The organism is Micromonospora sp. WMMC415 (assembly GCF_009707425.1).
Lineage (GTDB): Bacteria > Actinomycetota > Actinomycetes > Mycobacteriales > Micromonosporaceae > Micromonospora.
On record NZ_CP046104.1, the window covers coordinates 2,813,316 to 2,836,742 of the forward strand.

Annotated in this window: 20 protein-coding genes and 1 tRNA gene; 13 read left to right on the top strand and 8 right to left on the bottom strand. The window is 72.7% G+C overall.

The window, feature by feature from the left end:
* Nucleotides 1-94: 94 nt before the first annotated feature.
* The 4 genes from pyk to GKC29_RS13580 all read left to right on the top strand — a co-directional run bounded on the left by pyk (nucleotide 95) and on the right by GKC29_RS13580 (nucleotide 4,063).
* Nucleotides 95-1,543, top strand: a complete 1,449-nt coding sequence (pyk, locus tag GKC29_RS13565) for a pyruvate kinase (RefSeq protein WP_155331182.1) — start codon at nucleotides 95-97, stop codon at nucleotides 1,541-1,543.
* On the top strand, nucleotides 1,540-2,424 hold the full coding sequence (locus GKC29_RS13570; protein WP_155331183.1) for an acyl-CoA thioesterase II: 885 nt from the start codon (nucleotides 1,540-1,542) through the stop codon (nucleotides 2,422-2,424). Before pyk ends, GKC29_RS13570 begins: the two co-directional genes overlap by 4 nt.
* Before the next feature lie 85 nt (nucleotides 2,425-2,509).
* Nucleotides 2,510-2,980, top strand: a complete 471-nt coding sequence (locus GKC29_RS13575; RefSeq protein ID WP_155331184.1) for an Rrf2 family transcriptional regulator — start codon at nucleotides 2,510-2,512, stop codon at nucleotides 2,978-2,980.
* Nucleotides 2,981-3,115: 135 nt separating this feature from the next.
* A complete protein-coding gene (locus tag GKC29_RS13580) occupies nucleotides 3,116-4,063 on the top strand; it encodes a sulfite exporter TauE/SafE family protein (protein WP_366601969.1) in 948 nt (315 codons plus the stop codon).
* A 114-nt stretch (nucleotides 4,064-4,177) separates the two neighbouring features.
* On the opposite strand, the gene GKC29_RS13590 is transcribed toward GKC29_RS13580, so the two are convergent.
* The 3 genes from GKC29_RS13590 to GKC29_RS13600 all read right to left on the bottom strand — a co-directional run bounded on the left by GKC29_RS13590 (nucleotide 4,178) and on the right by GKC29_RS13600 (nucleotide 7,479).
* Nucleotides 4,178-5,611, bottom strand: a complete 1,434-nt coding sequence (locus GKC29_RS13590) for a pyridoxal-dependent decarboxylase (protein ID WP_230689023.1) — start codon at nucleotides 5,609-5,611, stop codon at nucleotides 4,178-4,180.
* Between the two features lie 331 nt (nucleotides 5,612-5,942).
* Nucleotides 5,943-6,953 (bottom strand): LLM class flavin-dependent oxidoreductase, encoded by a 1,011-nt coding sequence (locus GKC29_RS13595; protein ID WP_196255868.1) that lies wholly within the window; start codon nucleotides 6,951-6,953, stop codon nucleotides 5,943-5,945.
* 46 nt (nucleotides 6,954-6,999) lie between these two features.
* Nucleotides 7,000-7,479: an Lrp/AsnC family transcriptional regulator gene (locus GKC29_RS13600; RefSeq protein WP_155331186.1), complete on the bottom strand. Its 480-nt coding sequence runs from the start codon at nucleotides 7,477-7,479 to the stop codon at nucleotides 7,000-7,002.
* A 102-nt stretch (nucleotides 7,480-7,581) separates the two neighbouring features.
* Here GKC29_RS13600 and GKC29_RS13605 point away from each other — a divergent pair, with 102 nt between their 5' ends.
* Nucleotides 7,582-8,742 carry a PLP-dependent aspartate aminotransferase family protein gene (locus tag GKC29_RS13605; RefSeq protein ID WP_155331187.1) on the top strand — a complete coding sequence of 387 codons (1,161 nt, stop codon included), beginning with the start codon at nucleotides 7,582-7,584 and terminating at the stop codon, nucleotides 8,740-8,742.
* 7 nt (nucleotides 8,743-8,749) lie between these two features.
* Here GKC29_RS13605 and GKC29_RS13610 read toward each other — a convergent pair whose 3' ends face one another.
* Entirely contained in the window at nucleotides 8,750-9,517 is a 768-nt protein-coding gene (locus GKC29_RS13610) for a transcriptional regulator (protein ID WP_230689024.1), read from the bottom strand.
* Between the two features lie 13 nt (nucleotides 9,518-9,530).
* Nucleotides 9,531-9,607, bottom strand: a tRNA-Leu gene (locus GKC29_RS13615).
* A 104-nt stretch (nucleotides 9,608-9,711) separates the two neighbouring features.
* Between GKC29_RS13615 and GKC29_RS13620 the strand changes: the two genes are divergently transcribed.
* From GKC29_RS13620 to GKC29_RS13650, 7 genes are all read left to right on the top strand, one after another.
* Nucleotides 9,712-10,332 (top strand): ANTAR domain-containing response regulator, encoded by a 621-nt coding sequence (locus tag GKC29_RS13620; protein WP_155331188.1) that lies wholly within the window; start codon nucleotides 9,712-9,714, stop codon nucleotides 10,330-10,332.
* A 55-nt stretch (nucleotides 10,333-10,387) separates the two neighbouring features.
* Nucleotides 10,388-11,569 carry a hypothetical protein gene (locus tag GKC29_RS13625; protein ID WP_155331189.1) on the top strand — a complete coding sequence of 394 codons (1,182 nt, stop codon included), beginning with the start codon at nucleotides 10,388-10,390 and terminating at the stop codon, nucleotides 11,567-11,569.
* Between the two features lie 260 nt (nucleotides 11,570-11,829).
* Nucleotides 11,830-12,996, top strand: coding sequence for a branched-chain amino acid ABC transporter substrate-binding protein (locus GKC29_RS13630; protein WP_155331190.1), 1,167 nt, complete (start codon nucleotides 11,830-11,832; stop codon nucleotides 12,994-12,996).
* Between the two features lie 91 nt (nucleotides 12,997-13,087).
* Nucleotides 13,088-14,041, top strand: coding sequence for a branched-chain amino acid ABC transporter permease (locus GKC29_RS13635; RefSeq protein WP_155331191.1), 954 nt, complete (start codon nucleotides 13,088-13,090; stop codon nucleotides 14,039-14,041).
* Between the two features lie 32 nt (nucleotides 14,042-14,073).
* Nucleotides 14,074-15,192, top strand: coding sequence for a branched-chain amino acid ABC transporter permease (locus GKC29_RS13640; protein ID WP_230689069.1), 1,119 nt, complete (start codon nucleotides 14,074-14,076; stop codon nucleotides 15,190-15,192).
* Nucleotides 15,193-15,199: 7 nt separating this feature from the next.
* Nucleotides 15,200-16,105 carry an ABC transporter ATP-binding protein gene (locus GKC29_RS13645; RefSeq protein ID WP_155331193.1) on the top strand — a complete coding sequence of 302 codons (906 nt, stop codon included), beginning with the start codon at nucleotides 15,200-15,202 and terminating at the stop codon, nucleotides 16,103-16,105.
* The gene (locus GKC29_RS13650) at nucleotides 16,095-16,805 is read left to right on the top strand and encodes an ABC transporter ATP-binding protein (protein WP_155331194.1); all 711 of its coding nucleotides are present in this window, start codon (nucleotides 16,095-16,097) and stop codon (nucleotides 16,803-16,805) included. The genes GKC29_RS13645 and GKC29_RS13650 overlap by 11 nt, the downstream gene beginning before the upstream one ends.
* Nucleotides 16,806-16,867: 62 nt before the next feature.
* Here GKC29_RS13650 and GKC29_RS13655 read toward each other — a convergent pair whose 3' ends face one another.
* Complete coding sequence (locus GKC29_RS13655) at nucleotides 16,868-19,642, bottom strand: BTAD domain-containing putative transcriptional regulator (protein WP_155331195.1); 2,775 nt, start codon at nucleotides 19,640-19,642, stop codon at nucleotides 16,868-16,870.
* A 370-nt stretch (nucleotides 19,643-20,012) separates the two neighbouring features.
* On the opposite strand from GKC29_RS13655, the gene polA reads away from it, so the two are divergent.
* On the top strand, nucleotides 20,013-22,712 hold the full coding sequence (gene polA, locus GKC29_RS13660; RefSeq protein WP_155331196.1) for a DNA polymerase I: 2,700 nt from the start codon (nucleotides 20,013-20,015) through the stop codon (nucleotides 22,710-22,712).
* Nucleotides 22,713-22,721: 9 nt separating this feature from the next.
* Here polA and GKC29_RS13665 read toward each other — a convergent pair whose 3' ends face one another.
* A complete protein-coding gene (locus GKC29_RS13665; protein WP_155331197.1) occupies nucleotides 22,722-23,153 on the bottom strand; it encodes a DUF3140 domain-containing protein in 432 nt (143 codons plus the stop codon).
* Nucleotides 23,140-23,358, bottom strand: coding sequence for a DUF2945 domain-containing protein (locus GKC29_RS13670; protein WP_155331198.1), 219 nt, complete (start codon nucleotides 23,356-23,358; stop codon nucleotides 23,140-23,142). Before GKC29_RS13670 ends, GKC29_RS13665 begins: the two co-directional genes overlap by 14 nt.
* Nucleotides 23,359-23,427: the final 69 nt, after the last annotated feature.

Consider the following 23,427-nt stretch of genomic DNA (forward strand, 5'->3'; position numbering starts at 1 on the left):
CCCCCGGCCGCGCACCCGCGCATCGTCGGACAAACCTGGTTCGCAGTGCGACAGGGGTCGGCCCGCAGTCCGGCCCGGAGGAGAGACTAGCCTGATGGGCGTGACACGCCGCGCGAAGATCGTCTGCACACTTGGTCCCGCCACCTCCTCGCCCGAGCGCATCCGCGGGCTCGTCGAGGCCGGCATGAACGTGGCGAGGCTCAACTTCAGTCACGGCAGCCACGCCGACCACGAGGCCGTCTACCGGCTCGTACGGGAGGCGGCCGACGCAGCCGGCCGCCCCGTCGCCGTGCTGGCCGACCTGCAGGGCCCCAAGATCCGGCTCGGCCGCTTCGCCGAGGGCCCGCACGAGTGGCGCACCGGCGACTCCGTGGTGATCACCAGCGACGACGTCCTCGGCACCAAGGACCGGGTCTCCTGCACCTACAAGAAGCTGCCGCAGGAGGTGAAGCCCGGCGACCGGCTCCTGATCGACGACGGCCGGGTCGCCGTCGAGGTAACCGACGTCACCGGCAACGACATCCGCTGCCTGGTGACCGAGGGTGGCCCGGTCTCCAACAACAAGGGCGTGTCGCTGCCGAACGTGGCGGTCAGCGTCCCCGCCCTGTCCGACAAGGACTCCGAGGACCTGCGGTTCGCGCTCGGGCTCGGTGTCGACCTGATCGCGCTCTCCTTCGTCCGCTCCGCCGACGACATCAAGCTCGTCCACGCGATCATGGCCGAGGAGGGCGTCCACCGCCCGGTCCTCGCCAAGGTGGAGAAGCCGGAGGCGGTGGACCACCTCGAGGCGATCGTGCTGGCCTTCGACGGCGTGATGGTGGCCCGCGGCGACCTCGGCGTGGAACTGCCGCTGGACCAGGTTCCCCTGGTGCAGAAGCGCGCGGTGCAGCTCTGCCGGGAGAACGCCAAGCCGGTCATCGTGGCCACCCAGATGCTCGACTCGATGATCGAGAACTCGCGGCCGACCCGCGCCGAGGCGTCCGACGTGGCCAACGCGGTGCTCGACGGCGCGGACGCGGTGATGCTCTCCGGCGAGACCAGCGTCGGCAAGTACCCGGTGCTCACCGTCAGCACCATGGCCAAGATCGTCACCACGACGGAGTCCGGCTCGATCGGCGTGCCCCGGCTCCAGCACGACCCGCGTACGCACGGCGGCGCGCTCACCGTCGCCGCCTCGTCGATCGCCCGGGCCATCGGCGCCAAGGCGATGGTGGCGTTCTCGCAGACCGGCGACACCGTCCGCCGGCTGTCCCGGCTGCACTGCGACCTGCCGCTGCTCGCGTTCACCCCGGTTCTCGAGGTGCGCAACCAGCTCGCCCTCTCCTGGGGCGTGGAGACCTTCCTGATGCCCTTCGTCGAGCACACCGACGACATGTTCCGGCAGGTCGACGAGGCGCTGCTCGGCCTGGGCCGGGCCAATCCCGGCGAGTACGTGGTGATCGTCGCGGGCAGCCCGCCCGGCACCCCCGGCTCGACCAACACGCTGCGCGTACACCAGCTCGGGTCGCTGGTCGACGCCGCGTCCGCGCGGGCGTTGCGGTGAGCGCCGCGGACGTCGCGGTCGGCCAGGCCGCCGTCGACCAGTTGCTGGAGGTCCTGGACCTCACGCCGACCGGCGAGATGGCCTTCCGGGGGATGAGCCCGCCGGTCGGCCCGCAACGGGTGTACGGGGGGCAGGTCGCCGGTCAGGCCCTCGTCGCCGCCGGCCGCACCGTCGACCCGGAGCGGTTCGTGCACTCCCTGCACGGCTACTTCGTGCGCCCCGGCGACCCGGTCGAGCCGATCGAGTACCAGGTGGAGAACATCCGCGACGGCCGCTCGTTCTCGGTCCGCCGCTCGGTCGCGCTCCAGCACGACAAGCCGATCTTCTTCATGTCCGCGTCCTTCCAGCGGGTGGAGGAGGGGCTGGACCACCAGGCGCCGGCCCCGCCGGACGTGCCCGGGCCGGACGAGGTGCCGACCATGAGCGACCGGCTCGCCCGCTACCCGGAGCGGCTCGGCATCTGGGCGCAGATCCCGCGCCCGATCGACGTTCGCTACGTCGGCGAGCCGGGCTGGGTCCGCCCCGGTGACCGTCCGGCGGAGCCGCACCAGCGGGTGTGGATGCGGATCGACGGCAAGCTGCCCGACGACCCGCTGCTGCACGCGTGCGCGCTGACGTACGCCTCCGATCTGACCCTGCTGGACTCGGTGCTGTCGGTGCACGGCGAGGTCTGGGGTCCCGGCGGCCTGGTGGGCGCGAGCCTGGACCACGCGTTGTGGTTCCACCGGCCGTTCCGGGCCGACGAGTGGTTCCTCTACGACTGCTGGAGCCCGTCGGCGTCCGGCGCGCGGGGTCTGGCGGCCGGCCGGATGTTCACCCGGGACGGGCGGCAGATCGCCAGCGCCGTCCAGGAGGGCCTGCTGCGCCGCGTCGGCGCCTGACCTGGGCCCGGATCGGCCGCTGCCCGGCCGATCGGCCGAGGGGTGATCGGCCGGGCGGGGTGACCGGCCGGATAACCTGTCTGGCATGCGTCTCTCCGCCCGGGTCGACTACGCCCTCCGCGCGGTCGCCGAGCTCGCCTCGGTGACCAGCGGCGCCACCGCCGGGCGGGGGCGGCCGGTGACGGCCGAGCAGATCGCGCGCGCCCAGGACATCCCGCCGAAGTTCCTGGAGAGCATCCTGCTGCAACTGCGCCGGGGCGGCATCGTGCACGCCCAGCGGGGCCCGGAGGGCGGCTACTGGCTGGCCCGGCCGGCCGCCGAGATCTCCCTCGCCGCGGTGATCCGGGTGATCGACGGGCCGCTGGCGCACGTGCGGGGGCAGCGACCGGAGGACCTCGGCTACCACGGGGCGGCGCGCGCCCTGCAGGACGTGTGGATCGCCCTGCGGGCCAGTGAGCGGCAGATCCTCGAGCTGGTGACCGTCGCCGACGTGGCCGGTGGCACGCTCCCGCCGCGGGTCACCGAACTCGCCGCCGACCCGGCCGCCTGGACCTGACCGGCCGTCCACCCGCCGAACCCGGCGACCGGGCGTGGGTCGTCCCACTGACCGAACAGGGGCTTGACCCTGGCACCCCCCGTCCCGCATTGTCGACCAAGTCGATAGGAGATACCCAGAAGCTCGGGAGGTGTCGTGCGCAAGCTGCTCGTCCTCGCGCTCGTCGGGCTCGCCGCCCAGCTCGTCGACGGCGCGCTCGGCATGGCGTACGGGCTCACCTCGACGACGCTGCTGCTGCTCGCCGGCGTCGCACCGGCCGCCGCCTCGGCGTCGGTGCACCTCGCCGAGGTGGGCACGACGCTCGCCGCGGGCGTGGCGCACTGGCGGTTCGGCAACGTCGACTGGCGGGTGGTCGGCCGCATCGCCGTGCCCGGCGCGCTCGGGGCGTTCGCCGGGGCCACCTTCCTCAGCGCCATCTCCACCGAGGCCGCCGCACCGTGGATGGCGGCCATCCTGTTCACGCTCGGCGCGTACCTGCTGGTGCGCTTCTCCCGGCCGCTGCGCACCGAGCGGCGCGCCGGCCGGCTGCGCGGGCGCTTCCTCGGCCCGCTCGGCCTGGTCGCCGGGTTCGTCGACGCCACCGGCGGCGGGGGTTGGGGGCCGGTCGCGACGCCCGCGCTGCTGGTCAGCGGCCGGATGGAGCCCCGCAAGGTGATCGGCTCGGTGGACACCGCCGAGTTCCTGGTGGCCGGCGCGGCCAGCGTCGGGTTCCTCATCGGCCTCGGCTCCGAGGGCTTCCTCCTGCCGATGGTGGCCGCCCTGCTGGTCGGCGGGCTGATCGCCGCGCCGCTGGCCGCCTGGCTGGTCCGCATCGTGCCCGCCCAGCTGCTCGGCGCGGCGATCGGCGGGGTGATCGTGCTGACCAACGCCCGCACCCTGATGCGCGCCGCCGACCTCGGTGGCGGGGTCCGGCCGGCCGTGTACGCGCTGCTGGTCGCGGGCTGGGTCGCCGCGCTCGGGCTCGCCGTCCGGGCCCTGCTGCGCACCCGCCGCGCCCGGGCGCTGGCGAACGCCGCCCACACGCCCCCCACCACCCCCGCCCACCCCACCCCCGAACCGGTCACCACCGCCCCCACCCCCTGACCCCCCTCGTTTGTCGATCATGAAGTTGGCGGGTGGTTCGATCTTCGAATCACCCGTCAACTTCATGATCAACGGGGTCGGGCCGGGTCGGGCCGGGTCGGGCCGGGTCGGGCGTCAGTGGGGGAGGAGGGTGGTGGCCGTTTCCGTCAGGAGGGTCCAGGCCTCGTCGACGTGAGACGTGGTGGTCTGGGGTGAGCCGACCGCCAGTCGGAGTGCGTACCGGCCGGCCACGCTGGTGTGCGTCAGGTGCACCCGGCCGGTCGCGTTCACCCGGGCGAGCAGTTCGGCGTTGACCGCGTCGTCGGCCCGCAGCCGGAAGCAGACCAGCGAGTACGGGTGCGGCGCGGCCAGCTCGAACCGTTCGTCGGCGCGTACCCGGTCGGCGAACCGGGTGGCGAGCGCCACCCCCGACCGGATGTGCGCGCGCAGGCCCTCCACCCCGTACCAGCGCAGGACGAACCACAGCTTCAACGCCCGGAACCGGCGACCCAGCGGCACCTGCCAGTCCCGGTAGTCGATCACCGCGCCGGATTCGCTGGCCGCGTTGCGCAGATACTCCGGCAGCACCGTCAACGCCTCGGTCAGCTCGCCCCGGTCGGCCACCCAGAACGCGTCGCAGTCGAACCCGGTGAGCAGCCACTTGTGGGGGTCGAAGCAGTACGAGTCGGCGTACTCCAGGCCGGCGTGCCCGAACCGCAGCTCGGGGCAGACCGCCGCGGCGCCCGCGTACGCGGCGTCCACGTGCAGGAAGATGCCGTACTCGGCGCAGATCGCGCCGATCTCCGGCAGCGGGTCCACGGCGGTGGTGGAGGTGGTCCCCACGGTGGCGACCACGAGGGCCGGCACCACCCCGTCGGCCCGGTCCGCCTCGACGGCGGCCCGCAGCGCGGCCGGTGACATGGCGAGCGTCTCCGGGTCCACCTCGACCGCCCGGACGCCGTCGGTGCCCAGCCCGGCGATCCGCGCGGCCTTCTCGATCGACGAGTGGCCCTGGGTGGACGTGTACGCGCGGTAGCGGCGGTCGACGCCGCCCTCCCGCCACCGGCCGCCGCTGGCCCGGTGCACCGCGACCAGGGTCGCCACCAGGGTCGCCGAGGAGGCCGAGTCCTGGATGACGCCGCCGCCGGCGCCGGCGGACCGGAACCGCTTCGGCAGGTCGAGCAGGTCGGCGAGCCAGTCCAGCATCGCGGTCTCCAGTTCGGTGCAGGCCGGCCCGGTCGCCCAGAGCATCCCCTGCACGCCCAGCCCCGCGCTGACCAGGTCGCCGAGCACGCTCGGGCCGGACGTGTTGGCCGGGAAGTAGCCGAAGAAGCCCGGGTGCTGCCAGTGCGTGAGGTGCGGCGTGACCAGCGTGTCGAGGTCCGCGAGGACCGCCTCGACCGGTTCACCGCGCTCGGGCGGCCCGTCCGGGAGGGCGGCGACCACCGTGCCGGGCGGGGCCGCCGAGGTGATCGGGCGTTCGGGCAGCGTGGCCCAGTAGTCGGCGATCCAGTCCACCACGGCGTGCCCGGCGCGGCGGAACTCCTCGGGGGTCATGTGCGCAGCCATCCCGCGAGTGGATCAAGAATGGCGGGGCGGAGGCAAGGACGGCGACCGATCGTGTCGAGAAGGCGCTTGCTCTGGCACCCCTGCTGCGCGGAGTCGCAGACGAGCTTCTTCCTCGGGGCCGGCATGACCCCACCACCCATCCCGGACATCCACCTGCGCTGACCGGAAAGAATGAGGCACCGGGCCGGAGCCGCGGAACCGCTGACTCCGACCCGGTGCGCCACACCGTGGCACCCCCGACCCGTCCCGACCGGGAGTGCCGTACCACCACCGGAACCCAAGCTATGCGCGCCGCGCGTCCCGGGAGTGACGTCGGCGTGAAGATCGTGTTTCAGGAGTTCCGGCGCAGTCCACCGGCGACCCGCTCGGCGATCAGCTCGAACGACCGCACCCGGTCGGCCACGTCGTAGACCAGCGTGGTGAGCATCAGCTCGTCCGCGCCCGTCCGCTCCAGCAGGTCACCGAGCTGGCGGCGGACCGTCTCCGGCGAACCCGTCGCCTGCCCCTCCCGGCGCTGCGCGACGAACTCCCGCTCCAGCTCCGTGTACGGGTACGCCGCCGCCTCCTCCGGCGTGGCGAGGGGCTCCGGACGGCCCGAACGCAGCTTCAGGAACGACAGCCCGGCCGGCCCGGCCAGCCACTCCGCCCGCTCGTCGGTCTCCGCGCACACCGCGTTCACCGCCACCATCGCGTACGGCCGTTCCAGCCACCGCGACGGCCGGAAGCTCTGCCGGTACAGCGCCAGCGCCGGCAGCGTGTTCCGCGCGCTGAAGTGGTGCGCGAACGAGAACGGCAGACCCAGCAGCCCGGCCAACCGGGCGCTGAACCCGCTGGAGCCCAGCAGCCAGACCACCGGCCGCTGCCCCAGGCCCGGCGTGGCCGTGATCGGCCCCGGATCCGCACCGGTGAAGTAGTTCATCAGGTCCGCCAGTTCCCGGGGGAACCCCTCCGCCGACAGTCCCTCCATCGTCCGGCGCAGCGCCAGCGCCGTCACCTGGTCGGTGCCCGGCGCGCGCCCGACACCCAGGTCGATCCGGCCCGGGTGCAGCGCCTCCAGGGTGCCGAACTGCTCGGCCACCACCAGCGGCGCGTGGTTGGGTAGCATCACCCCGCCCGAGCCCAGCCGGATCGTGCTCGTCTGCGCCGCCAGGTGCGCCAGCAGCACCGCCGGCGCCGACGACGCGATCGCCGGCATGTTGTGGTGCTCGGCCACCCAGAACCGGTGGTACCCGAGCTCCTCCGTGCGGCGGGCCAGCTCGGTGGTGTGCCGCAGCGCCTCCCCGGCACTCGCGCCACGCGCCACCGGAGCAAGATCAAGAACAGCCAACGGTACGTCGATCACAACCCTCGCCAACCCGCGCCGCGTCCCGTTTGTTTCGGGCGGTGGCCTAACCCACGCCGCGCGCCTGCTCGAAGATCAGACTCGTCTGGGTGTGCTGCACCGCCGGATCCACCGCCAGATGGTCCAGCACGAAGTCCCGCAACGCGTCCGCCGACGCCGCCCGCAGGTGCAGCACGTAGTCCTCCGCGCCCGCCACGTGGAACACCGACACCACCCCCGGCAGCCGCACCGACCGCGCCCGGAACGCGTCCACCACCGCCCGGTCGTGCGCCGACAGCCGCACCGACACCAGCGCCTGCAACGGCAGGCCCACCGCCGCCGGGTCCACCTCCGCGTGGAACCCCCGGATCGCCCCGCACTCCCGCAACGCCCGGGTACGCGCCAGACAGGTCGACGGCGCCACCCCCACCCGCTCGGCGAGGGCGTTGTTCGGCAGTCGGCCGTCCGCGGCCAACTCCGCCAGGATCGCGCGGTCGGTGTCGTCCAGGCTCGCGTACGGCCGCACATCGTTCGGTGCAAGGGGCATGCCGCCATCCTCTCCCGAATCGCACGGCCCTGGCTAGCCGCCTTCCCGAATCATGTTCGCGCCTATTGCCCTTCATGCCGCACATGTTCGATCCTTCCCGGCATGACGACCGTGGACACCCGAGCCGTGCACGCCGGCCGCGACGACCTCGCCGCCCTCGGCGTCCACGCCGCGCCCATCGACCTCTCCACCACCAACCCGCTGCCCTCCGTCGACACCGGCGGCGACGCGTACGAAACCCTCGCCACCGGCGGGACCCTCCCACCCGGCGGCACCGCCGTCTACCAGCGGCTGTGGAACCCCACCGTCGCCCGCTTCGAAACCGCCCTCGCCGAACTCGAAGCCACCACCGACGCCGTCGCCTTCGCCAGTGGCATGGCCGCCCTCACCGCCACCCTGCTGGCCGCCACCCGCGACGGGAAACGGCACCTCGTCGCCGTCCGCCCCCTCTACGGCGGCACCGACCACGTCCTCGCCACCGGCCTGCTCGGCACCGACATCACCTGGGCCCGCCCCGACGAGGTCGCCGCCGCCGTCCGCCCCGACACCGCGCTCGTCCTCGTCGAGACCCCCGCCAACCCCACCCTCGACCTCGTCGACATCGCCGCCCTCGCCCGCGCCGCCGGGCCCGCGCCGCTGCTCGTCGACAACACCGTCGCCACGCCCGTGCTCCAACAGCCCGCCCGGCACGGCGCCACCCTCGTTTTGCACAGCGCCACCAAGAGCATCGGCGGCCACGGCGACGTCCTCGCCGGCGTCGTCGCCTGCGACACCGACTGGGCCGCCCGGCTCCGGCAGGTCCGGGCGCTCACCGGGGCGATCCTGCACCCCCTCGGCGCGTACCTCGCCCACCGCGGCCTCCAGACCCTCCCGCTGCGCGTCCGCGCCCAGCAGGCCGGCGCCGAGAAACTCGCCGCCTGGCTCGCCGACCACCCCGCCGTCACGCGCGTCCACCACCCCTCGCTGCACGACCCCGCCGGGCTCGTCGGCCGCCAGATGGCCGGCCCGGGCAGCCTCCTCGCCTTCGAGGTACGCGGTGACGCGCCCGCCGCGGCCGCCGTCGCCGGTGCCTGCCGGCTCATCACCCACGCGGTGTCGCTCGGTGGCGTCGACACGCTGATCCAGCACCCGGCGTCGCTCACCCACCGGCCGGTGCAGGGAGAGGCCAAGCCGGTCGACGGGCTGCTGCGGCTCTCGGTCGGCCTGGAGGACCCGGAGGACCTGCGCGAGGACCTGGCAGCGGCGCTCGCCACGATCGGCTGACTTCCCGTCAGTACTTCGGGCCGACGTGCACGTCGAGGGCGGCAACCGCCTCCCGGCGGGCGACTGAGAGTGAGTTTCGGCGGTTCATCCGCCAGGCGATGCCGAGCAGGTCGAGGGCCCACTGGCAGAGCCCCATGATGTCGGTGGATTCGTTCGTGAACATGTAGCGCGGATAGACGTACTCCTTGCCGCGCACCTTCACCCGGTTGGCAAACCGCGCGCCGTCGGAGTGGAGGAGGCCCCGGAGAAAATCGCCCGGACGGGCTCTCACGATCTCGCGCTGCCAGTCTGTGAGGACGATCGCGCGTCGGTGCTTCTCGCCCGGCCCGTGCTGCGGGAAGAGGCACGGCCAGTGCCTGCCGTAGCTCTGGACGCTGACGCAGCCTTGGTGCGCGACCCGCTGGACCTTGTTCGCCAGGACCGCCCGCATCGCCGCGTCGCAGGCGTCGATGAGGCCCGGCCAACTGTTGCTGCAGGAGACGCGAAGCACCGGTACCCGGGCCGACGTCACCAGGTGGCCGTCGCCGAGGTAGAGGCCCAGCAGGTACGTGTAGCTCGTGGGATCTGTCGGATCGTCGACGTCCGGGCGGCAGCGGAAGCAGCGGGCGGCGGTGCCCAGTTGCTTCGGCTCTGGTCGATCCTTACACCAGTAGCGCACGGTCGAATAGGGCAGGCTTACGCTCCGTGCGACCTCCGCGACGGTCGCGCCGCCCAGGTACAGCGTTCGCGCGCCGGCGCGTACGTGGGGTGGATGCACACGGGCATCTTCGAACAAGCGTGCGACAATGTGGTGTCCCCGGTGGGATTCGAACCCACACTGTCGGAGGTTTGAGCTCCGTTTCTCTACCGGTTGGAATACGGGGACTTCCTCGCGGAACGCCTTGGTGGCGCCTCATAGAGTACCCACTACGCTATGGGGCGTGGCGCCCGGTCGGTCGGGTGTCGGGTTCAGACTGGTGGGAGTGGCTCGTGGCCGAGACGCAGACGGACGCCGAGCGCAGGCGCGTACTGATCGCCGAGGACGAGGCGCTCATCCGGCTGGACCTCGCCGAGATGCTCGCCGAGGAGGGCTACGAGGTCGTCGGCGAGGCCGGCGACGGTGAGACCGCCGTCCGGCTGGCCGAGGAGCTGAAGCCCGACCTGGTCATCCTCGACATCAAGATGCCGATCATGGACGGGCTGGCCGCCGCCGAGCGGATCGCCGGCGCCCGGATCGCCCCGGTGATCATCCTGACCGCGTTCAGCCAGCGGGACCTGGTGGAGCGGGCGCGGGCCGCCGGCGCGATGGCGTACCTGGTGAAGCCCTTCCAGAAGAGCGACCTGGTCCCGGCGGTGGAGATCGCCCTGTCGCGGTACTCGGAGATCGCCGCCCTCGAGGCGGAGGTCGCCGGCCTGACCGACCGCCTGGAGATCCGCAAGACGGTCGAGCGCGCGAAGGGCGCGCTGATGACGACGTACGGGATGACCGAGCCGCAGGCGTTCAAGTGGATCCAGCGCACCGCGATGGACCACCGGATGACCATGAAGGAGGTCGCCGAGCGGATCCTCGCGGAGACCGCCGGCGGCGAGGTGGCCCGCCCGGCCACCTGAGGACCCCGCCGTCCGGCCGGTCCGGTAACCGCGCCGGATCGATAGCATCGGATCCGTGTCCGTACGGCGGCTGACGACGGTGTTTGTGGCCCTGGTGCTCGCCGCCGTGGTGCTGGTCGCCGGTTGCGAGCGGCCGAGGCCCGTCGAGCGGCCGGAGCCCGCGCTCACGCCGGCCTGGGCGCCACTGACCCTGCCGGTCCCGCCGGGCCGTCCGGGGCGGCTGCTGCTGCGTGCCGCGGCGTCCTGCGGGGGCCGGTGGTACGTGGCGGGTGGCGTCGCCGACACGGCGGGTGGCACCCGGCCGGCGGCGTGGACGAGTGCGGACGGTGTGGCCTTCACGCCGCTGACGCTGGTGCCGTCGAGCCTCTCCGGCGAGCAGCACGTGCTGTCGTCGGTGGCGTGCCGCGGGTCGCGGGTGGCGGCGGTCGGGTCGAAGAGCGGGGGAGTGCACGGCAATCCCCGGGTCGGCACCTGGACGCAGGGCCCGGACGGGGTGTTGCGCGAGGTGCCGGCGCCGTTCGAGCAGTTCGGTGGGCCGCGGGCGGTGCGCGTCGGCCGGATGGTGGCGGGTCCGCGGGGCTGGCTGGTGGTGGGTTCGCGGGTGGCCGGGGCGGCGGTGTGGATCTCGCCGGACTCGTCGGCGTTCAGTCTGGTGGAGGGTGCGCCGGAGCTCGCGGGCGACGGTCGCGGGCGGACGGCCGCGGAGGACGCGGTGGCCGTACCGTCGGGGTGGCTCGTGGTGGGGTCGGTGCTGGCGGCGGCGGGGTCGCGCCCGGTGGCGTGGACGTCGGCCGACGGCCGCGCGTGGCGGCGGGCGGAGCTGCCGGGCGGGCCGGCCGGATCGGGCGCGGCCGAGCGGGTGGTGGCGACCCGGGGCGGGCCGGTGGCGGTGGGCCCGGCGGGTGCGGCGGGTTTCGGCGCGTGGCGGTCGACGGCGGACGGGTGGCGGTGGGCGGGGGCGTTCGGCGCCGCCGGCGCCGGGGTGCGGTCGGTGGGGGGTCTGGCGGTGGCCGGTGGGGGCCTGGTGGCGGCGACGCGCGGGGCGGGCGGGCACGGCCTGTGGCTCTCGCCCGATCTGGGAGATTCGTGGCGGGCGATGGCGTTGCCGAGGGCGGTTCCGGACACCGGTGACACGGCGGTGGCGGTGGCTTCCGATGGAGATCGATTGCTGTTGGTGGAGGATGACGGAAAAGGGTCCCGTGCCTGGTGGGGGCGGGTGCCGACGGTCGGTCGGTAGCTGGTCTAACGACTTTCGCTCGTTACCGACGAAACGAAGGTGAAAAGCTTTCACAACTGAAGGTTCTTACAGCGATCGTTTCCGATCAGGCACGGCGTGTAACGGTTCGGTCAACCCACTCCCCTGGGGCTTACGTCACAGCTCAACGGTGGGATAACGTCCGGCCCCAGACCGGCGACGACGGTCTGGTTCGGCCGCCCGCGCAAGGGCCAATCGGCGCCGGGTGGTTCGGACCATTGGGATGGAGGAGGGTACGAGCCGTGAGGCAGAAGCTCGCACGGGTGCTGAGTGGCGTCGCCATCAGCGCGCTGGTGTTCGGCGGCGCGGCCGCTTGCAAGGCTGACAGTGGTAGCGAGGGTGGCGGCAGCAACGCCGCGTGCGACCTCAAGATCGGCTTCTTCGGCCCGCTGACCGGTGACGCCGCCGGTCTCGGTATCCACATGCGCAACGGCACGAAGCTGGCGATCGACCAGTACAACAAGGAGAACGCCGACTGCAAGGTCAACCTGGAGGAGTACGACTCGCAGGGTGACCCGGCCAAGGCCCCGGCCCTCGCCCAGCAGGCCGTCGGTGACCAGAAGGTCGTCGGCGTCGTCGGCCCGGCGTTCTCCGGCGAGTCCGAGGTGGCCGACCCGATCTTCGACGAGGCGGGTCTGCCGATCATCACCCCGTCGGCCACCCGGCCGAGCCTGAGCACCAAGGGCTGGAAGATCTTCCACCGGGGCGTCGGTAACGACACCTCGCAGGGCCCGGCCGCCGGTCGGTACATCAAGGACGTCATGAAGGCCGAGAAGGTCTACGTCGTCGACGACCAGTCGGCGTACGGCGCGGGCCTGGTGGACGAGGTCAAGAAGGTCCTCGGCTCGGTGGCCGGCGAGGACAAGATCCAGGTCAAGCAGACCAACTTCTCCGCCGTGGTCAGCAAGATCAAGTCGAGTGGCGCGACGGTGCTGTTCTTCGGTGGCTACTACACCGAGGCGGGCCTGCTGCTCAAGCAGCTCAAGGGTGCCGGCTGGACCGGCACCATGGTGGCCGGTGACGGTGTCAACGACGCCAACTTCATCAAGGTCGCCGGCGACGCCGTTGCCGAGGGCACCGTCCTGACCTGCCCGTGCGCTCCGGCCACGGCGGCCAAGGGCAGCTTCCTCACCGACTACAAGGCCGCGTTCGACAACGCCGAGCCGGGCACCTACGCCGACGTGTCGTACGACGTCACCAAGGTCATGCTGGAGGGCATCAAGGAGGGTAAGGCCACCCGTGCCGACCTGCTGTCCTTCATCAAGTCGTACAACAAGGCGGGCACCGCGACCGGCGTGACCTACAAGTTCACCGACACCGGTGAGCTGGACCCGGCCCAGGTCGTGGTCTGGGCGTTCAAGGTCAACGCCGGCAAGGTCGTCCCGGACGTCGAGATCCCCAAGGCCTGACCGGGTAACCGGTCCCGTTACGGGATACCCACGGTGCGGCCGGGAGTTCTGCTCCCGGCCGCTCCGTTTGGCCGCACAGTTGGAGCCCCACTTGAACTTTGATGAGCTCATCGGAAACTTCCCGGCGCTGACGATAACCGGTTTGGAGCAGGGCGCGATCTATGCGCTCATCGCCCTCGGCTACACGCTCGTCTACGGTGTGCTGCGCCTGATCAACTTCGCCCACTCCGAGGTCTTCATGGTCGGTACCTTCACCGCCCTGTGGACCTGGGAGGCCCTCGGCTACAACCAGAACAGCCCGGCACCGGCCATCGGCCCGCTGCTGATCGCCCTGGTGGCGGGGCTCGTCATGGCGGCCCTCGCCTCGGCGGCCACGGCCGTCACGGTGGAGTTGGTGGCGTACCGGCCGCTGCGCAAGCGCAATGCACCGCCCCTGGCCTTCCTGATCACCGCGATCGGCGCGTCCTTCGTGCTCGCCGAGTCGTTCGGTATCGGCACCAACCGCGCCCCGTTCGGCATGCCGACGCTGGTGCCCCAGAAGACGCTCTTCACCATCTTCGGCGCGGAGGTCACCAACATCCAGCTGATCATCCTCGGTGTGACGCTGGTGATGATGGTCGGCCTGGACCAGTTCGTGAACCGCAGCCGGCTGGGTCGCGGTATCCGGGCGGTCGCCCAGGACGCGGACACCGCCGCGCTGATGGGCGTCAACAAGAACCGGGTCATCCTGCTGGTCTTCGTGCTCGGCGGCCTGATGGCCGGTGTCGCGGCGCTGCTGTGGGACGTGAGTAACTTCGGCTACACCAAGTTCAACGTCGGCTTCCTGCTCGGCCTGAAGGCCTTCGCGGCCGCGGTGCTCGGCGGCATCGGCAACCTGCGCGGTGCGCTGCTCGGCGGTCTGCTGCTCGGGATGGCGGAGAACTACGCCGTGGGCCTGTTCGGTGGGGACTGGAAGGACTTCACCGGCTTCGTGCTGCTGGTCGTCCTGCTGATGTTCCGGCCGACCGGTCTGCTCGGTGAATCACTCGGGAGGGCGCGCGCATGACCGCCACCGCGGAGAACGGAAAGACCTCGCGGATGAAGGCGCGCTGGTCGCACCTGCCCAAGCAGGTCCGCTGGGCGGCCCTGGCGGCCCTGGTCGTCTTCCTGTACATCCTGCCCAACCGCTGGTTCTACGAGTACCTGGGCTTCCCGATCGGCAGCGAGTACTTCGCCTTCTACACCACCCGGTCGGACTTCGCCGGCGTGCTCTTCGACACCGCCGTGTTCGTGCTGCTGGCCGTCGGGCTCAACGTCGTGGTCGGCTTCGCCGGTCTGCTCGACCTCGGGTACTTCGGCTTCTACGCGCTCGGCGCGTACACCGTCGCATTGCTGACGTCGCCGGAGAGCCGTCTCGGCACCGAGTGGCCGTGGCTCGCGGCGGTGCCGCTGGCGGTCATGGTGGCGATGATCTCCGGTGTCCTCCTCGGCGGCCCGACGCTGCGCGTTCGCGGTGACTACCTGGCCATCGTGACGCTCGGCTTCGCCGAGATGATCCGGCTCTACGCCGCGCGCAACGAGGGCGTCCTCCAGGGTCAGCGGGGCATCCCGGACATCCCGCACCCGCCGGGCACCGGGGCCGACGGCAAGCCGCTGTTCGGCGTGGTGGACGCCAAGCCGTACTACTGGCTGATGCTCACCCTCATCCTCGTCGTCATCCTGCTGGTGCGGAACCTGGCGAACAGCCGGGTCGGCCGGGCCTGGATCGCCGTCCGCGAGGACGAGGACGCGGCCGAGATCATGGGCGTGCCGACGTTCAAGTACAAGCTGTGGGCGTTCGCCATCGGTGCCGCGGTCGCCGGTCTCACCGGTGCGGTGTTCGCCGGCAAGCAGACGTTCATCAATTCAGACCAGTTCCTGTTGGAGAGCTCGATCCTGGTGCTCGCGGCGGTCATCCTGGGTGGTGCCGGCAACATCAAGGGAGCCATCGTCGGCGGTGCGCTCACCTGGTACCTGCCGGAGTGGCTGCGGGGCGTCGGCGACCTGGTCGGCGTCGAGTTCGACGCGGCCGAGTACCGGATCCTCGTGTTCGGTCTGGTCATCATCGTCATGATGATCTTCCGGCCCCAGGGTCTGGTACCCAACCGGCGGCGGGCGGCCGAGTTCGCCGACCGGCGCAAGGAAGCGGTTCCCCAGGAGACGGTGCCCAGTGAATGAGCCGCGAATGAGTAGCGAACGCGACAAGTCGAGCGACCGGGACATCGTCGCCGACGGCCGGAGCACGGTCGGCGTCCCGCCGGAGAAGGGCCCGGCCGAACCGGCCGAGGTCACCCCGGCCGCGCCGGACGCCGCCGGGCGGGAGCCGTTGCTGGAGGTCGACCACGTCACGCTGCGTTTCGGCGGCGTGGTAGCCCTCAACGACGTGACCTTCACCCTGTACAAGGGGGAGATCCTCGGTCTGATCGGCCCGAACGGCGCCGGCAAGACGACCTGCTTCAACGCGATGACCGGCGTCTACCGCCCCACCGAGGGCCAGATCCGGTTCAAGGGGGAGCGGGTCAGCGGCAAGCGACGGTCGTGGATCACCAAGGCGGGCATCGCCCGTACCTTCCAGAACATCCGGCTGTTCCCGGAGATGACCGCGCTGGAGAACGTGATGGTGGGCGCGGACGTCCACCACAAGACCAGCGTGATCTCCGCGATGCTGCGGCTGCCCCGGCACTGGCGCGAGGAGAAGCAGGGCCGGGAGAAGGGCCGCGAGCTGCTGCGCTTCGTCGGCATCGAGCGGCGTGCCGACGACCTGGCCCGCAACCTGTCGTACGGTGAGCAGCGGCGGCTGGAGATCGCCCGGGCCCTCGCCACCGACCCGGCCCTGCTCTGCCTGGACGAGCCGGCCGCCGGCTTCACCCCGGCGGAGAAGGAGGAGCTGCTGGGCCTGATCCGCAAGATCCGTGACCAGGGGGTCACGGTCCTGCTGATCGAGCACGACATGCGGCTGGTGATGGGTGTGACCGACCGGATCGTGGTGCTGGAGTTCGGCAAGAAGATCGCCGAGGGCCTGCCGGCCGAGGTCCGGGAGGACCCGAACGTGATCGCCGCGTACCTGGGGGTGCCGACCGATGCTGCTTGAGATCAAGGACCTGACCCTGCTGTACGGGCGGATCCAGGCGCTGCACGGGATCAGCCTGCACGTCAACGAGGGCGAGGTGGTGGCGCTGATCGGCGCCAACGGCGCCGGCAAGACCACCACCATGCGGGCGATCTCCGGCCTGCGGCCGATCGCGTCGGGCTCGATCGTGTTCGACGGCACCGACGTCACCCGGATGCGCGCCGACCTGCGGGTGATCCGGGGCATCGGGCAGGCGCCCGAGGGCCGGGGCGTGTTCCCCGGCATGACCGTCCTGGAGAACCTGGAGATGGGGGCGTACACCCGCCGGGACCGGAGCGAGATCAACAAGGATCTCGGCATGGTGCTGGACCTGTTCCCCCGGCTGGCCGAGCGGCGCAAGCAGCCCGGCGGCACGCTCTCCGGCGGTGAGCAGCAGATGCTGGCGGTCGGCCGGGCCCTGATGGCCCGTCCGCGGCTGCTGCTGCTGGACGAGCCGTCGATGGGGCTCGCCCCCAAGCTGATCCAGCAGATCTTCGAGATCATCACGCGGATCAACGAGCAGGGCACCACGATCCTGCTGGTGGAGCAGAACGCCCAGCAGGCGCTCTCCCGGGCCCACCGGGGGTACGTGCTGGAGACCGGCCGGATCGTCAAGGAGGGCACCGGCGAGGCGCTCCTGCACGACCCGGCGGTCAAGGAGGCGTACCTCGGCGTGGCCTGACCCGTGCCGCGGACCGGCCGGTGGCGACGACCACCGGCCGGTCCGCGCTGTCCGGGAGGCGCTCAGAGCGCCGCCGTCCGGGTCAGTCCCGCCACCTGGCGGGCCAGGTCCGCGGTGCTCCGGTGGCCCTTCTCCCGGTAGATCTCCAGCGCGGTCGCCAGTTCCGTCAGGGCGCGGCCGTGCTCTCCACGGGCGAGGTGGGCGCGGCCCATCTCCTCGCGCGCCTCGGCCTCGATCAGCACGTCCCCGGCCTGCCGGGCCTGCGCGACGGCACGTTCGCCGAGGCGCAGGGCCTCGCGCGGCTCGCCGGCGCGGCGGTGGGTACGGGCCAGCCCGACCAGAATCTCCGCGACGTCCCGGTCTCCGCAGTGCGCCTCGGCGAGTGCCAACGCCGTGCGGTAGTGCTCGACCGACGGCGCGAACCGCCCGGCGAGTTGGTGGGCCTCGCCCAGGTTGCTGGCGACCAGGGCGCGCAGGTGGCCCGCGTCCGGCAGGGACCGGCTCTGCTCTTCGGCCTGGGTGAGCCGTCGGATCGCCTCGGCTGGGCGGCCAGCGTTGTTCTCGATCGCCGCGAGGTTCAGCAGCGCTGTCGCCGCGCCCAGCCGGTCGCCCCCGGCGACCCGCAGCTCGTACGCGCGGGTGCAGTGGCCGGCCGCCTCGTCGTGCCGGCCCAGCAGACTGAGCGGGATCGCCAGCCGGCCGCTGAGCAGGGCCTCGCCCCGATGGTCGCCGACCTGCCGGGCTGCCCGCACCCCGCGCGAGTACAGGTCGACCCAGTGGTCGCGCTGGTGGCGGCGGAACAGCCAGCCGTACATGGCCGCGGCGATCTGCCAGGCCAGCCGCGGATGCTCCGTCTCGGCCCGTTCGACGGCCGCCACCAGGTTGTCGGCCTCGGCATCCAGCCATGCCAGCGCGGCCGGCAGGTCCGCGAACCGCATGGCGGCTTCGGTGGTGTCGAAGTTGGGCCGTTCCGCCGGGCGCAGGACGCGGTCGGCCGCGGCGGTCGCGTCCCGGTAGAAGGTGAGCACCCGCTCGAGCGCCGCCGACGCGGCGGCCGGGTCGGCGGCGGCCCCCTCGGCCGCGAACAGCCGGACCAGGTCGTGCATCTGGTGCCGGTCGCCGAGCGCCTGCACCAGGTGGAACACGGCCAGGTTATCGAGCAGGTCGCGGGTCGCGGCCAGCGGCAGCCCGGCCAGCGCCGCGCACGCGTCGGTGCTGGGAAGCCGCCCCGGATGCAGGCCGAGCAGGTGGAACATCCGGCGGCTCGGGCCGTCCAGCGCGGCGAGGGACACCTGCAGCGCCGCGCGCACCGAGACGTCCTCCGCCGTCAGCAGGCCGATCCGGTCGCCCTCGGCGGCGAGCTGCCCGGCAAGGGCTGCGCCGCCACCGGGCGCGCCCAGCCGCGCTGCGGCGATCCGCAGCGCCAGCGGCAGCCGATCGCACAGCTCGGCGACCCGGCGCAGCTCCGCCCGCTCGTCCGAGGCCTCGGGGGCGAGCCCCTGCCGGAGCAGGTCGTGGGCGTCGGACTCGGCGAGCGGGGCGAGAACCAGCTGGGTGGCGCCCTGGGTGGCCACCAGGCCGTCGAGGCGGCGCCGGCTGGTGATCAGCACCAGGTTGTCGCCGGCACCGGGCAGCAGCGGCCGGATCTGACTGGAGGAGGCGGCGTTGTCCAACAGCACCAGCACCGGCCGACTGGCCAGCTCCGACCGGTAGCGGGCGGCCCGTTCCTCCACGTCGGCGGGGACGGCGTCGCCGGGGACGCCGAGGGCGCGGAGGAACCGTTCCAGCACCGCCGCCGGGGCGACCGGGTCGGCGCCGCCGCGGAGGTCCGCGTACAGGTGGGCGGCGGGCCGGCGGCGCAGTCGGGCGTACGCGAAGCGCAGGGCGAGCGCGGTCTTGCCGACGCCGGCCGGACCGACCAGCGCGAGGGTGCGGGCGCCGCCCTCGTCCACGGCGGCGTCGAGGCGCGCCAGCTCGGCCCTGCGCCCGACGAAGCCGGCCGGTTCCGCGGGCAGTTCGGCCGGCCCGGGCGGGACGGCGGGGTCGGGCGCGGGCCGAGCGGCGGCAGCCGCCGAACCGCCCGGGGTGACGGCGCGCAGCAGTTCGAGGTGCAGCTGCTGCAGCTCGTCTCCCGGGTCGGCGCCCAGCTCCGCGGCGAGCCAGCGGCGGTGCTGGTCGTAGGCGCGAAGCGCGTCGCCGGGCCGGTGGCTGGCGGCGAGCGCGCGCATGAGCAGCAGGGTGAAGCGTTCCCGGCTGGGGTGCTGCGCCGCGAGCGGGCCCAGCCGCTCGACGAGCACACCGCCATCGGTGTCCGCGTTCAGTTCGGCCTCGTAGAGCTGCTCCAGGGCGGTCAGGCGGGCGTCCTCGAGCGACTCGACCTCGGGTGGCGGCGGCTGGCGTGGCATCCATCCGCCGAAGGCGGGCCCACGCCACAGGGCGACCGCCTCGCGCAACATGTCCCGCCGCTCCGGCCAGCCGAGCGCGTCGTCGGCGGCGCGACTCCGCGCCACCAGGCGCCGGAATTCGTGCACGTCGACGGTCGTGGGGTCGAGCATCGCGCGGTAGCCGGCACCGTCGGTGAGGATGGCGAGCCGGTCGTCGTCGACGCCGGCGGCGGTCAGCGCGGCGCGCAGCTCGGACACCCGCGAGTGCACCATCGCCCGGGCGGTGCGCGGGGCGCGGGCGGGCCAGAGCGAGTCGACCAGCTCGCTGGTCGACACCACCGTGTTGGCCCGCAGGGCGAGCAGCCCCAGCAGGAGGCGGTGCATGCGGCGACCAACAGCGACGGGCCGCTCGTGGTGCCGGATCTCGACGGGACCGAGCAGGCGTAGCTCCAACGACGTCCTCTGCGGCGCGGCGAACGGGATTCGCCGCGAGTTTAGTCGTGGTCGGGGGACCGCGGGTGATCGGCGCCGGCGGGGCCGGCCCCTGCCGGGCCGACCCGCGCCGCGCCGACGGCGGAGGGTGCTGCGGGCGGACCGCGTCGGGCCCGCCCGCCCCCGAATGACCCTCCGGCCGGGCGGGTCGCCGGCACCGGGCCGGCCGATGACGGTGGACGTCCGCCGCCAGCATCGACGGCGGCGCTTCCCGTTCCCTTCCCGCCCGGCCGCAAGCTGCGGCTTCGCCGGGAGGGGCGGGCCGGGCGCCGGGCGCGGGCCGACCATGTCGGGGCGGGGATTGTCGGGCGTACGGACTAGAGTCGCCACCGTGACAGCTACGACGCCGCGCCTGCTCCTCGTCGACGGACACTCCCTGGCCTACCGGGCGTTCTTCGCCCTGCCGGTGGAGAACTTCTCCACCACGACGGGCCAGCCGACCAACGCGGTCTACGGCTTCACCTCCATGCTGATCAACGTGCTGCGTGACGAGCAGCCGACCCACATCGTGGTGGCCTTCGACGTGTCCCGGCGCTCCTTCCGCACCGAGAAGTACGCGGAGTACAAGGCCGGCCGCAGCGAGACCCCGGCCGACTTCAAGGGCCAGGTCAGCCTGGTCAAGGAGGTCCTGGCGGCGCTGCGCATCCCGGTCGTCGAGAAGGAGGGCTACGAGGCCGACGACGTCATCGCGACCCTCGCCTGTCAGGCCCGGGACCAGGGCATGTCGGTGCTGATCACCACCGGCGACCGGGACGCGTTCCAGCTCGTCGGTGACGCCGTCACGGTGCTGTACCCGCGCAAGGGTGTGTCCGACCTGGCGCGGATGGACCCGGCGGCGGTCGAGGCGAAGTACGGCGTCCCGCCGGAGCGCTACCGCGACCTGGCCGCGCTGGTCGGCGAGTCGAGCGACAACCTGCCCGGCATCCCGGGTGTCGGCCCGAAGACCGCCGCCAAGTGGATCACCGCGTACGGCGGGGTGGACGGCGTCGTCGCCCGCGCCGACGAGATCAAGGGCAAGGCCGGCGACAGCCTGCGGGAGCGGCTCGCCGACGTGATCCGCAACTACGAGATCAACTGCCTGGTGTCCGACCTGGAGCTGCCGCTGCGTCCCGAGGACGCCCGCTGGGCCGGGTGGGACCGGGAGGCGGTGCACCAGGTCTTCGACACGCTGGAGTTCCGCATCCTGCGCGACCGGCTCTACCAGTACCTGGAGGCCGTCGAGCCGGAGGCGGAGGCCGGCTTCGACCTCGCCGGCGAGGTGCTGTCCGAGCCGGGGGCGCTCGCCGCCTGGCTGGGAACGCACGCTCCGGCCGGCGCCGCGGTGGGCGTCGCCGTCACGCTGGACACCGGCCCCAACCGGCGGCACACCGCCTCGGTGACCGGCATCGCCCTGGCCACCGCGGCCGGCGCCGGCGCCTGGCTCGACCCGGCGCGGCTGGACGCCGCCGACGAGTCCGCCCTGGCCGGGTGGCTCGCCGACGGGACCCGCCCCAAGGTGCTGCACGACAGCAAGCCGGCGGTGCTCGCGTTCGCCGCGCACGGCTGGTCACTGGAGGGTGTCGCCCGCGACACGCAGATCGCCGCGTACCTGGCCCGGCCCGACCAGCGGTCGTACGACCTGACCGACCTGGCCCTGCGCTACCTGCACCGCGAGCTGCGGGTCGACACGCCGGACACCGGCCAGCTCACCTTCGACGGCCTCGGCAACGACGGCGAGGCCGAGCAGAACCTGATGCTCCGGGCCCGGGCCACCCTCGACCTGGCCGACGCCATCGACGCCGAGCTGTCGCGCGACGGGGAGCAGTCCGCCCGGCTGATGGCCGGGGTGGAGCTGCCGCTCATGCGGGTCCTCGCCGCCATGGAAAGCACCGGCATCGCCGCCGACACCCAGTACCTGTCCGAGCTGGAGGCGCACTTCGCCGCCGAGGTGAAGGCCGCCGCGCAGGGCGCGTACGAGGCGGTGGGGCGGGAGTTCAACCTGGGCTCGCCGAAGCAGCTCCAGGAGATCCTCTTCGGCGAGCTGGGTCTGCCCAAGACCAAGAAGATCAAGACCGGCTACACGACCGACGCCGACGCCCTCCAGTGGCTCCACGCACAGAATCCGCACCCGGTGCTCGCGCACCTGCTGCGCCACCGCGACGTGGCCAAGCTCAAGACCACCGTGGACGGTCTGCTCAAGTCGGTCTCCGACGACGGCCGCATCCACACCACGTTCAACCAGACCGTGGCGGCGACCGGCCGGCTTTCCTCCACCGAACCGAACCTGCAGAACATCCCGATCCGCACCGAGGAGGGCCGGCGGATCCGCCGGGCCTTCGTGGTCGGCGAGGGGTACGAGTGCCTGCTCACCGCCGACTACAGCCAGATCGAGATGCGCATCATGGCGCACCTGTCGTCGGACGACGCCCTGATCGACGCGTTCAACTCCGGCGCCGACTTCCACGCCGCCACCGCCTCGTCGGTGTTCCAGGTCCCGGTCGAGGCGGTCACCGCCGACCAGCGGCGCAAGATCAAGGCGATGAACTACGGCCTGGCGTACGGGCTGAGCGCCTTCGGCCTCTCCCAGCAGCTCGGGATCAGCACCGAGGAGGCGCGTGGCCTGATGGAGGACTACTTCGCCGGGTTCGGCGGGGTGCGCGACTACCTCCAGGAGGTCGTGGCCCGGGCCCGCCACGACGGCTACACCGAGACGATCCTCGGCCGCCGCCGCTACCTGCCCGACCTGGTCAGCGACAACCGGCAGCGGCGGGAGATCGCCGAGCGGATGGCGCTCAACGCCCCGATCCAGGGCTCGGCCGCCGACATCATCAAGGTCGCGATGCTGCACGTCGACACGGCGCTGCGCGAGGCCGGGCTGCGCTCCCGGATGCTGCTCCAGGTGCACGACGAACTGGTCTTCGAGGTGGCCCCCGGCGAGCGGGAGACCCTGGAGGCGTTGGTCCGGCGCGAGATGGGTGGGGCGTACCCGCTGTCGGTGCCGCTGGAGGTCTCGGTCGGCGAGGGCCGCGACTGGAACAGCGCCGACCACTGACCCCGCCGGCTACCGGCCCGGGCCCCGGCGTTCCTTCGGCGGGGCCCCGCGCCGCTCCAGCGCCTTCCTCGACGGGCCGCCCGGCGGCGGAAGCGGTCCCTTCAGGGGGTCGTGCCCCCAGTTCATCAGGGAGTACCGCCACCGGGTGTCGCGGACGTCGCCGCTGGGCCGCTGAGCCATGTGCCGGCGGACGTAGCCGACGACCTTGCGCATGTGCTTGTAGTCGGCCTCGGAGAGGTCGCCACGCTTACGGCGCAACAGGTCGATGATCTTCCGGCCGGACTCGTGGCCGACCGACTCGCCGCTCTTGGCGCCCTTCCGGCGCCAGCCGACGTGCTTGGACTCGTCGGTCTCCAGCCACGTGGACAGCTCGCGGGGCTTCATGTTCACCGCCTCGGTGAACTCCCGGTAGGTGTCCCGGTCCTGGTCACCGCCGCTCATGGCGCAGCGCCTCCGGCCGGTGGGCGACGTCCCGCCCCGAGTGGTCGTTGCGGATGCGGTACTGCGGGTCCTCCGGTGACGCGTCGACGGTGTGCCCGCGTACATGCGTCCGGTCGATGAGCTTCTCCTTGACCACGCCGTGGGCCCGGCCGCTGTGGCTGGCCCAGGACACGTGGTCACCCTCGCGGAACTCCTGCTTGGCCATGCCGTCCGGGTACCCGGAGGACATCGGCGGAAACGACCGCCGCCGGGGCCTGACCGGTCTCGCCCGGCC

Excerpts from the sequence above, each read along its gene's own strand:
- pyk (WP_155331182.1), top strand. The coding sequence starts at position 95 with ATGGGCGTGACACGCCGCGCGAAGATCGTCTGCACACTTGGTCCCGCC.
- GKC29_RS13575 (WP_155331184.1), top strand. The coding sequence starts at position 2,510 with ATGCGTCTCTCCGCCCGGGTCGACTACGCCCTCCGCGCGGTCGCCGAG.
- GKC29_RS13590 (WP_230689023.1), bottom strand. The coding sequence starts at position 5,611 with ATGGCTGCGCACATGACCCCCGAGGAGTTCCGCCGCGCCGGGCACGCC.
- GKC29_RS13600 (WP_155331186.1), bottom strand. The coding sequence starts at position 7,479 with ATGCCCCTTGCACCGAACGATGTGCGGCCGTACGCGAGCCTGGACGAC.
- GKC29_RS13605 (WP_155331187.1), top strand. The coding sequence starts at position 7,582 with ATGACGACCGTGGACACCCGAGCCGTGCACGCCGGCCGCGACGACCTC.
- GKC29_RS13640 (WP_230689069.1), top strand. The coding sequence starts at position 14,074 with ATGAAGGCGCGCTGGTCGCACCTGCCCAAGCAGGTCCGCTGGGCGGCC.
- GKC29_RS13645 (WP_155331193.1), top strand. The coding sequence starts at position 15,200 with ATGAGTAGCGAACGCGACAAGTCGAGCGACCGGGACATCGTCGCCGAC.
- GKC29_RS13650 (WP_155331194.1), top strand. The coding sequence starts at position 16,095 with ATGCTGCTTGAGATCAAGGACCTGACCCTGCTGTACGGGCGGATCCAG.
- GKC29_RS13665 (WP_155331197.1), bottom strand. The coding sequence starts at position 23,153 with ATGAGCGGCGGTGACCAGGACCGGGACACCTACCGGGAGTTCACCGAG.
- GKC29_RS13670 (WP_155331198.1), bottom strand. The coding sequence starts at position 23,358 with ATGGCCAAGCAGGAGTTCCGCGAGGGTGACCACGTGTCCTGGGCCAGC.